The 9,608-nt window shown below is 71.3% G+C and carries 8 protein-coding genes; 6 read left to right on the forward strand and 2 right to left on the reverse strand.

From position 1 onward, the window contains the following. Positions 1 to 118 precede the first annotated feature (118 nt). Positions 119 to 1,528 (forward strand): hypothetical protein, encoded by a 1,410-nt coding sequence (locus tag ACJA3G_RS21180; protein ID WP_406554592.1) that lies wholly within the window; start codon positions 119 to 121, stop codon positions 1,526 to 1,528. Positions 1,529 to 1,642: 114 nt separating this feature from the next. On the opposite strand, the gene ACJA3G_RS21185 is transcribed toward ACJA3G_RS21180, so the two are convergent. After that, entirely contained in the window at positions 1,643 to 3,163 is a 1,521-nt protein-coding gene (locus ACJA3G_RS21185; protein WP_406554593.1) for a peptide MFS transporter, read from the reverse strand. A 571-nt stretch (positions 3,164 to 3,734) separates the two neighbouring features. Here ACJA3G_RS21185 and ACJA3G_RS21190 point away from each other — a divergent pair. After that, on the forward strand, positions 3,735 to 4,412 hold the full coding sequence (locus ACJA3G_RS21190; RefSeq protein ID WP_100574199.1) for a response regulator transcription factor: 678 nt from the start codon (positions 3,735 to 3,737) through the stop codon (positions 4,410 to 4,412). Positions 4,413 to 4,459: 47 nt separating this feature from the next. Further along, a complete protein-coding gene (locus tag ACJA3G_RS21195) occupies positions 4,460 to 5,728 on the forward strand; it encodes an ATP-binding protein (RefSeq protein WP_406554594.1) in 1,269 nt (422 codons plus the stop codon). Between the two features lie 5 nt (positions 5,729 to 5,733). On the opposite strand, the gene ACJA3G_RS21200 is transcribed toward ACJA3G_RS21195, so the two are convergent. Then, complete coding sequence (locus tag ACJA3G_RS21200; protein WP_406554595.1) at positions 5,734 to 6,249, reverse strand: GtrA family protein; 516 nt, start codon at positions 6,247 to 6,249, stop codon at positions 5,734 to 5,736. A gap of 208 nt (positions 6,250 to 6,457) precedes the next feature. Here ACJA3G_RS21200 and ACJA3G_RS21205 point away from each other — a divergent pair, with 208 nt between their 5' ends. From ACJA3G_RS21205 to ACJA3G_RS21215, 3 genes are read left to right on the forward strand one after another with little or no spacing between them, the layout of a single operon-like run. Then, positions 6,458 to 7,597, forward strand: a complete 1,140-nt coding sequence (locus ACJA3G_RS21205; protein ID WP_406554596.1) for a 5-(carboxyamino)imidazole ribonucleotide synthase — start codon at positions 6,458 to 6,460, stop codon at positions 7,595 to 7,597. Continuing rightward, positions 7,594 to 8,124: a 5-(carboxyamino)imidazole ribonucleotide mutase gene (gene purE / locus ACJA3G_RS21210; RefSeq protein WP_406554597.1), complete on the forward strand. Its 531-nt coding sequence runs from the start codon at positions 7,594 to 7,596 to the stop codon at positions 8,122 to 8,124. The genes ACJA3G_RS21205 and purE overlap by 4 nt, the downstream gene beginning before the upstream one ends. Positions 8,125 to 8,129: 5 nt before the next feature. Continuing rightward, complete coding sequence (locus tag ACJA3G_RS21215) at positions 8,130 to 9,314, forward strand: dipeptidase (RefSeq protein ID WP_406554598.1); 1,185 nt, start codon at positions 8,130 to 8,132, stop codon at positions 9,312 to 9,314. Positions 9,315 to 9,608: the final 294 nt, after the last annotated feature.

The following is a 9,608-nucleotide window of genomic DNA, read 5'->3' on the forward strand; positions in this document are numbered from 1 at the left end:
CCCCGGCCACGCGTACGGCGACGACGCCCCTGCCGTGGTTCACCCCGGACTCCGCACCGACCGAGAACCGTCCCAACACCCCCACGACGAAGGGAAATACGTGACCACGCAACGGAGGATGAGCGCGGCAGGCATCGCGCTGATGCTCGGCGGCGCGGGGATCGTCCTGGCCGCCGGGCCCGCCCGGGCGGCAGAGGTCTCCTACGCCACCGAGTGCATCCCGCCCCCCATCTCCGGTCTGCCGCCCGTGGAGGGCACCACCAAGGTGCAGATCACCGCGCCGGCCGAGGCGAAGGTGGGCGACGAGGTCGAGGTGGTCTGGAAGACCGTCCAGGCCGCGTCGAAGAACCCCGATGTGCTCGACCTGGAGAAGGACACCGTCAAGCCGTCCGGCACCGTCAAGGTGGCCGGGGCGCAGAGCGCGGACCTGGCGGTGGAGGGGCCGCGGCAGAACCCGCCGATACCCAAGAACAGCCCGATGGTCCTGCCGGACATGACGGCCAAGCTGAAGCTGACCAAGGCGGGCGAGGTCACGCTGACGCCGGGCGCGTACACGATCAACGTCAGCAAGCCGCTGTCGACGGACACCAAGTGCTCCCCGAAGGCGGCCGTGACCGCCGGGGCGACGATCAAGGTGACGGACGGCGGGGGGACGACGACGGGCGGCACGACGGCCTCCGGCGGAACCACCGGGAGCGGCGGCACCACGACGTCCGGCGGCACCACTTCCGGCGGGACCACCGCTTCCGGCGGCACCACCGGCTCGGGCGGCACCACCACCTCCGGCGGCACCACGTCGACAGGAGGCGGCACCGGCGGCAGCACGGGCGGCAGCGCCACCGGTGGCACCGGCGGGCAGAGCGACTTCCCCGGCAAGGAAGTCGCGGTCACCTTCGCCTGCAAGTCCCCCGGCCCGGCGAGCATCAACTCCAAGGTGACGGTCAACGCCAAGAAGAACGGCGGGAGTTACGACCTCACGGTCAAGACCGCCAAGGGCGTCATGAACAGCCCGGCCCCGCTCCCGGCGGGCGCGCTGAAACCGTCCATGCAGATCACCGTCGGCGGCGCCGACAAGGGCGCGGTGACGGTGACGGGGGCGCCCAACTCCGGTCCTCTGAACGCGGGTGACCCGGTCAGCCTCTCCGACATGACCGGCAGCTACAAACCGGGCGCGAGCGGCAGGGCGACGCTCAGCCCGGGCACGCTGACGATCGATGTCACCCTGGGCGGCTCGAAGATCAATATCCCGTGCACGGTCAAGGGCACGGCACCCGTCTCCCTGGAGCTCGACACCACGGCCCAGCAGGGCGGCACGTCGGGCGGCACGCCGGGCGGTACGGGCACGTCCGGCACCACCACCGCCGGGGCCACCGGCGGCGGCGCCTCCGCGGCCGGCGGCCTCGCCCAGACCGGCGCGAACGACCACGGCGCCCTGCGCGCCCTCGGCCTCATCGCCGGGACCGCCGTCCTGCTCGGCGGCGCGGTCCTCACCTTCACCCCGTGGCGGCGCCTGCGCGGCACGCGCTGACCCGTCCGTACGCCTGGAAGGCCCGTACAGCCCGTACGGCCCGTACGAAAGGCCAAGGGCCGCCGCACCGGAGAGGTGCGGCGGCCCCTGGCCTTGCAGCGGTGGTGCGGCGGCTCAGTGCACGCCGCCCATGAGCTCCTGGACCTTCCTGCGGTACATGTAGATCGCGAGGCCCGCGACGGCGGCCATCGAGGCCTCCATCGCGATGATCCCGAGCCCGTCGAGGCTCACACCGGCCAGCGAGAGCAGACCCGTGAAGCAGTCGCCCGCGGTGACCGCGAGGAACCAGACGCCCATCATCTGGGAGGCGTACTTCTGCGGGGCCATCTTCGTGGTGACCGAGAGGCCGACCGGGGAGAGGCAGAGCTCGCCGATGGTCTGGATCATGTAGATCGAGACCAGCCACAGCGGGGTGACCTTGCCGGTGTCGCCCGCCAGGTTCATCGGGACGATGAAGACGAAGAACGAGGCACCGATGATGAGCAGGCCCATCGCGAACTTCACGATGGTGTTCGGCTCCTGGTTCTTACGCGCCAGCCACAGCCACAGCCAGGCGAAGACCGGGGCCAGCGCCATCACGAACAGCGGGTTCAGCGACTGGTACCAGGTGGCCGAGAAGTGCAGGCCCGCCACGTTGTCGACGGTCTTGTCGTCGGCGAAGAGCGACAGGGTCGAGCCGCCCTGGTCGTAGATCATCCAGAAGACGGCGGCGGCGACGAAGAGCCAGATGTAGCCGTTCATCTTCGACTGCTCGGTCGTCGACAGGTCCTTGTCGCGCTTGATGCGGACCAGGACGGCGATCGGGATGATCAGACCGGCCAGGGTGAGCGGCACCAGCGCCCAGTTCAGCGTGTAGGCACCCACGGCCACCACGACGCCGTAGAAGACGGCGAGGGCGACGACGGCCGCGGCGGCCTTGACGAGGACGCCCTTGCGCTCAGCGGCCGAGAGCGGGTTCGGGACCAGGCTGCTCCGGGGGTCCAGGTGCTTGGTGCCGAGGAGGAACTGGGCCAGGCCCAGGGCCATGCCGAGCGCGGCGAGGGCGAAGCCCAGGTGCCAGTTGTGCTCCTTGCCGACCGTGCCGATCACCAGCGGAGCCGCGAAGGCGCCGAGGTTGATGCCCATGTAGAAGACGGTGAAGCCACCGTCGCGGCGCGGGTCGTCGGCGCCGTTGTAGAGGTGGCCGACCATCGTCGAGATGTTGGCCTTGAGCAGACCGGAACCGACGGCGACCAGGATCAGGCCGAGGAAGAACGGGGCCTGGCCGGGCAGGGCCAGGGCAAGGTGACCGCTCATGATCACGAAACCGGCGATGGTGACCGTCTTGCGGGCACCCCAGACGCGGTCGCCGAACCAGCCGCCCGGCATCGCCATGAGGTAGACCATGGAGACGTAGACGGAGTAGATGGCCGTGGCCGTGGTGGCCCGCATGGCGAGGCCGCCGCCCTGTGCGCCGGTCGCCGCGTCGGCACCGCCGGAGACCAGGTAGTACACGAGAAGGGCGCGCATGCCGTAGTAGGAGAAGCGCTCCCACATCTCGGTCATGAAGAGAGTGGCCAGGCCGCGGGGGTGGCCGAAGAAGGTCTTCTCGGAACCGGTGGTGCTGGCCGAGTCCTTCGTCAGGCTGGACGCCATGGTCGATCCTTGCTTGCTCGGGACGCGCGCTTCGTGAGCGGTGGTCGCGCCCGGTGGGGGGTGGCCGGCACCGGCAGGCGACCGCCCGCCCCTACGCCCGAGGGGTTCGCATCCGTGGTGACGGAGTCGAGAGGACGGACCCACCGGGATCCACGCCCGGGGTGCGTCTTCGCGCCCGGAGCCCGGCCCATAGGTCATTCACTGTCTTCGGAACCAGTAATTCCGGTCCCTTCGCAGAAAAGAGACCTTTGGCGCGCCAAGCAGGCCAAAGGTCCCCGAGTTAGTGCTAAAGGCGTTGAGACACCATACGACACCACACAGCCGCATATGGAAGGACTTGAGACATGGATCACAGGCGTCGCTGGAACCATCAGCGCACTTTCGAAGGTGTTTACCAGGATCGCATCCCAGAGCCGCAGGGGCGGACGGGCCAAAAACGATCAAGGAGCGGCTGTCGGACGATCAAGGGGCGATCGGAGGACGACCCGGAACGGGCGCGGCCCCGAACCCCGCCGGGCCCCTGACGGGTTCCACGGACAGCCCCTCCCGGTCGCGGACTACCATCACCCCCATGACCCGTGTACTGCTCGCCGAGGACGACGCGTCCATCTCGGAGCCGCTGGCCCGCGCACTGCGTCGGGAGGGTTACGAGGTCGAGGTCCGCGAGGACGGCCCGACCGCCCTCGACGCCGGACTCCAGGGAGGCGCCGACCTGGTCGTGCTCGACCTCGGCCTGCCCGGTATGGACGGGCTGGAGGTGGCCCGCAGGCTCCGCTCCGAGGGCCACACCGTCCCGATCCTGGTGCTGACCGCCCGCGCCGACGAGGTGGACACCGTGGTCGGCCTCGACGCCGGCGCCGACGACTACGTCACCAAGCCGTTCCGGCTGGCCGAGCTGCTGGCCCGGGTCCGGGCCCTGCTGCGGCGCGGCGCCACCGAGCCCGCCCCCCAGCCCGCCACCCACGGCGTGCGGATCGACGTCGAGTCGCACCGCGCCTGGATGGGCGACGAGGAGCTCCAGCTCACCGCCAAGGAGTTCGACCTGCTGCGGGTCCTGGTGCGCGACGCGGGCCGGGTCGTCACCCGCGACCAGCTGATGCGCGAGGTCTGGGACACCACCTGGTGGTCCTCGACCAAGACGCTCGACATGCACATCTCCTGGCTGCGCAAGAAGCTCGGCGACGACGCCGCCAACCCGCGCTACATCGCCACCGTCCGGGGCGTCGGCTTCCGCTTCGAGAAGAGCTGACGGCCGGGTACGCCGACCCCCTCCGTCACCTCCTGGGACACTGAGGCATGCGCCGCCGACTGATCAACTCCACGCTCGCCGTGGTGCTCGTGGTGATCGCCGTCTTCGGCGTCTCCCTCGTCATCGTCGAGACCAGGACGATCAGCAGCAGCGCCCAGGAGAGCGTGGACTCCGAGGCGCTGCGGCTGGTCAGCGTCATCGACAGCCGGATGCTCGCCAACGAGACGGTCAGCCCGCAGTCGCTGGCGGGCGTCGGCCCCGACCGCTACGCCCGGATCGAGATCCCCGGCCGCGCCCCCATCGAGCTCGGCACCCGGCCCGGCGGCTCGCTCATCCGCGGCAGCGCCACCGGCGCGCGCGGCGAGAACGTCCTGGTCGAGGAGTCCCGCTCCACGGTCACCCGCGAGGTCGGACGCACCCTGCTGATCATCGGCGCGGTGGCGCTGCTCGCCATCGTCTCGGCGGTGCTCCTGGCCGTACGCCAGGCCAACAAGCTGGCCTCCCCGCTCACCGATCTCGCCGAGACCGCCGAGCGGCTCGGCTCCGGCGACCCGCGCCCGCGCCACAAGCGGTACGGGGTGCACGAGCTGGACCGGGTCGCCGACGTCCTGGACTCCTCCGCCGACCGGATCGGGCGCATGCTCACCGCCGAGCGCCGGCTCGCCGCCGACGCCTCCCACCAGCTGCGCACCCCGCTCACCGCGCTCTCGATGCGGCTGGAGGAGATCGCGCTCACCGACGACCTGGACACGGTCAAGGAGGAGGCGACGATCGCGCTCACCCAGGTCGAGCGGCTCACCGACGTGGTGGAGCGGCTGCTCACCAACTCCCGCGACCCCCGCACCGGCTCGGCCGTCGTCTTCGACCTCGACGAGGTGGTCAAGCAGCAGCTGGAGGAGTGGCGCCCGGCCTACCGCAGCGCGGGCCGCGCCATCGTCCGCTCCGGCAAGCAGGGGCTGCGGGCGGTGGGCACCCCGGGAGCGGTCGCCCAGGTGCTCGCGGCGCTGATCGAGAACTCGCTGATGCACGGCGGCGGCACCGTCGCGGTGCGCACCCGGGTCACCGGCAACCAGACCGTGGTCGAGGTCACCGACCAGGGGCCCGGGGTGCCGCCCGACCTCGGGGCGCGGATCTTCGAGCGGACCATCAGCGGCCGCAACTCCACCGGCATCGGCCTCGCCGTCGCCCGCGACCTCGCCGAGGCGGACGGCGGGCGCCTGGAGATGCTCCAGCAGCAGCCCGCGGTGTTCGCGCTGTTCCTGAGCCGGGTGGCGCGCGGCCCGCGCGAGCCGGAGGCGGAGCAGACGGTCAGATGAGCGGTCTACGACCCCGAGTGGTGCCGGGCGTACGGCTGGGGGGCGTCGCCGAGAAAGGACTCGGCGGTCTCCACCGCCTCCCGGGCGGGCAGCGCCTGGAACACCCAGGTGCGGTACGACCAGAACCGGAAGACCGTGCCCAGGCCCAGGCCGACCACGTTCTTGGCGATGTTGTCGGCGACCGTCGAGGTGTAGCCGAAGCCGTAGTGCGAGAGCGCCAGGACACCGTTCTCGATCACCAGGCCGATGCCGCTGAACAGCAGGAAGAGCATCAGCTCCCGACTGCGCCGGCCGCCCTCGGTGTGCCGGTAGGTCCAGTAGCGGTTGCCCACGTAGTTGGTGCCGATGGCGACGGCGGTGGCGATCACTCCGGAGCGCACCACCGCGAGGTGGGCCACGTGCATGCACAGGTTGAAGACGATCGCGTTGACGACGAACCCGATGGCGCCCACCGCGCCGAACTTCGCGATCTCCCGGGCGAGCAGCTGCAGCCGCGTACGCAATGCGCCCCGTTCACTCATGGTGATCGCTCAGCCCCGTTCGGATCGGTTGTGGTTCTCGAAATCGGTGTCATGCCTCGCACGCCGACCCGGCCATGCTAACCAGCGGCTCTGGGCATTGCTCGGGGACGCCCGTGAATCCCGGCCACCCCGGGGCCGCGGCGCCCGCTCCGCCGGCCCCGGACCGGCTCCTTCCGGGCCGCCCGGGGACGGCGGATACCCTGGGGGTGTGACGTTCCCGGTAGTCGGCATGGTCGGTGGCGGTCAGCTCGCCCGTATGACCCACGAGGCGGGCATCCCCCTCGGCATCAGATTCAAGTTGCTCAGTGACACCCCCCAGGACTCGGCGGCCCAGGTGGTGAGCGAGGTCGTCGTCGGCGACTATCGCGACCTGGACACGCTGCGTGCCTTCGCGCGCGGCTGCGACGTGATCACCTTCGATCACGAGCACGTACCCACCGAGCACCTGCGGGCCCTGGAGGCGGACGGCATTCCCGTCCGGCCGGGGCCCGACGCGTTGGTGCACGCCCAGGACAAGGGGGTGATGCGCGCCAGGCTCGACGCGATGGGCGCGCCCTGCCCCCGCCACCGGCTGGTGGCGGACCCGGCCGACGTGTCGCGGTTCGCGGCGGAGGGCGACGGCTACCCCGTCATCCTCAAGACCGTGCGCGGCGGCTACGACGGCAAGGGCGTGTGGTTCGTCCGCGCCGAGGAGGACGCGGCCGACGCCTTCAAGGCGGGCGTGGACGTGCTCGCCGAGGAGAAGGTCGACTTCACCCGCGAGCTCGCCGCCAATGTGGTCCGCTCCCCGCACGGCCAGGCCGTCGCCTACCCGGTCGTGGAGTCGGTGCAGGTCGACGGCGTCTGCGACACCGTGATCGCGCCCGCGCCGGACCTCGGCGAGGAGCTGGCGGGCGAGGCACAGCAGCTGGCCCTGCGCATCGCGGAGGAGCTGGGCGTGGTCGGCCACCTCGCGGTGGAGCTCTTCGAGACCCGCGACGGACGCATCCTCGTCAACGAGCTGGCCATGCGCCCGCACAACTCCGGCCACTGGACCATGGACGGCGCGATCACCTCGCAGTTCGCCAACCACGTCCGGGCCGTCCTCGACCTTCCGCTGGGCGACCCGCGCCCGAGGTCGACGTGGACGGTCATGTGCAACGTGCTCGGCGGCGACTACCCGGACATGTACCACGCGTATCTGCACTGCATGGCCCGCGACCCCCAGCTCAAGATCCATATGTACGGCAAGGACGTGAAGCCCGGCCGTAAGGTCGGCCACGTCAACACCTACGGCGACGACCTCGCGGATGTACGCGAGCGCGCCCGTCACGCGGCGGACTACCTCAGAGGAACGATCACCGAATGAGCACCACCTCTCCCGTCATCGGCATCGTCATGGGTTCCGACTCCGACTGGCCGGTCATGGAGGCTGCCGCCCAGGCGCTGCACGAGTTCGAGATTCCGTACGAGGTCGACGTGGTCTCCGCGCACCGGATGCCGCACGAGATGATCGCGTACGGCGAGCAGGCCGCGGGCCGCGGTCTGAAGGCGGTCATCGCGGGCGCGGGCGGCGCCGCCCATCTGCCCGGCATGCTCGCCTCGGTCACCCCGCTGCCGGTGATCGGTGTCCCGGTGCCGCTGAAGTACCTGGACGGCATGGACTCGCTGCTGTCCATCGTGCAGATGCCGGCCGGGGTGCCGGTGGCGACGGTGTCGGTGGGCGGTGCCCGCAACGCGGGTCTGCTGGCCGCCCGTATGCTGGCCGCCCACGACCCCGAACTCCTCGCGCGCATGCGGGAGTTCCAGCAGGAGCTGAACGACCAGGCGACCGAGAAGGGCAGGCGCCTGCGCGCGAAGGTGGAGACCTCGGCGTCCTTCGGCTTCGGAAAGTGAGCACGGTGGACCACCTCGCCCGGGCCCGTACGCTGCTGGCCCAGCACCCCGTCGTCGACGGCCACAACGACCTGCCCTGGGCGCTGCGCAACCAGGTCCGCTACGACCTCGACCGCCGTGACGTGGGCCGGGACCAGAGCGAGCATCTGCACACCGACATCCCCCGGCTGCGGGCGGGCGGGGTCGGCGCGCAGTTCTGGTCGGTCTACGTCCGCACCGACATGGCGGGCGACGAGGCGGTCAGCGCGACCCTGGAGCAGATCGACTGCGTCGACCGGCTCATCGCGCGCTACCCCGGGGAGCTGGCGGGGGCGCTGACGGCCGACGACATGGAGAAGGCGCGGGCGGCGGGCCGTATCGCCTCGCTCAAGGGCGCGGAGGGCGGCCACTCCATCAACAACTCCCTCGCCACGCTACGGGCGTTGTACGCGCTGGGCGTCCGCTACATGACGCTCACGCACAACGACAACACCGCCTGGGCGGACTCGGCGACGGACACGCCCGGGGTCGGGGGGCTGTCCCCGTTCGGCCACGAGGTGGTCCGCGAGATGAACCGGCTCGGCATGCTGGTCGACCTCTCGCACGTGGCGGCGACGACGATGCGGGACGCGCTGTCGACGTCGTCGGCGCCGGTGATCTTCTCCCACTCCTCGGCGCGGGCGGTCTGCGACCACCCGCGCAACGTGCCCGACGACGTGCTCGGGATGCTCCCCGGCAACGGCGGGGTGGCGATGGTGACCTTCGTACCGAAGTTCATCCTGCCGGCGGCGGTGGAGTGGACGGCGGCGGCCGACGAGAACCTGCGGGCGCACGGGCTGCACGCGCTGGACACCTCACCGGAGGCGATGGCGCTGCACGCCGCCTTCGAGGCGGCGCACCCGCGCCCGGTCGCGACCGTCGTGACGGTGGCGGACCACCTCGACCACATGCGGGCGGTGGCCGGGATCGACCACATCGGGATCGGCGGGGACTTCGACGGTACGGCGTTCACCCCCTCCGGCCTGGACGACGTCGCCGGCTACCCGAACCTGATCGCCGAGCTGCTCGGCCGCGGCTGGTCGGAGGCGGACGTGGCGAAGCTGACGTGGGGGAACGCGGTGCGGGTGCTGCGGGACGCGGAGGCGGTGTCCCGGCACGAACGCACCCGCCGGGACCCGTCCCTGGCGACCCGGGAGTCCTTGGACGGGTAGGCCCCGTGGGGGCCGGGTTTCGTCTGCGGGTGGTGCGTGGCTGGCCGCGCAGTTCCCCGCGCCCCTCAGGTACTCCGCCGCASCCGGAGAACYSYCCTCGGCCTGCYRCACCWGYCTTTCGCCTGCGGACCGTGGAGGSTTGCTCGCGCAGTTCCCCGCGCCCCTAACTACCCAGGGGCGCGGGGAACTGCGCGACCGGCCACCCACCGTCCCGCAGCCGAAGTCCGGGCCGAAGAGGGGCGCGGGGAACTGCGCGATCAGCCACCCACCGTCCCGCAGCCGAACCCCCGGCCG

The sequence above is a fragment of the Streptomyces sp. YS-3 genome (assembly GCF_045257485.1).
Classification (GTDB): Bacteria; Actinomycetota; Actinomycetes; order Streptomycetales; family Streptomycetaceae; genus Streptomyces.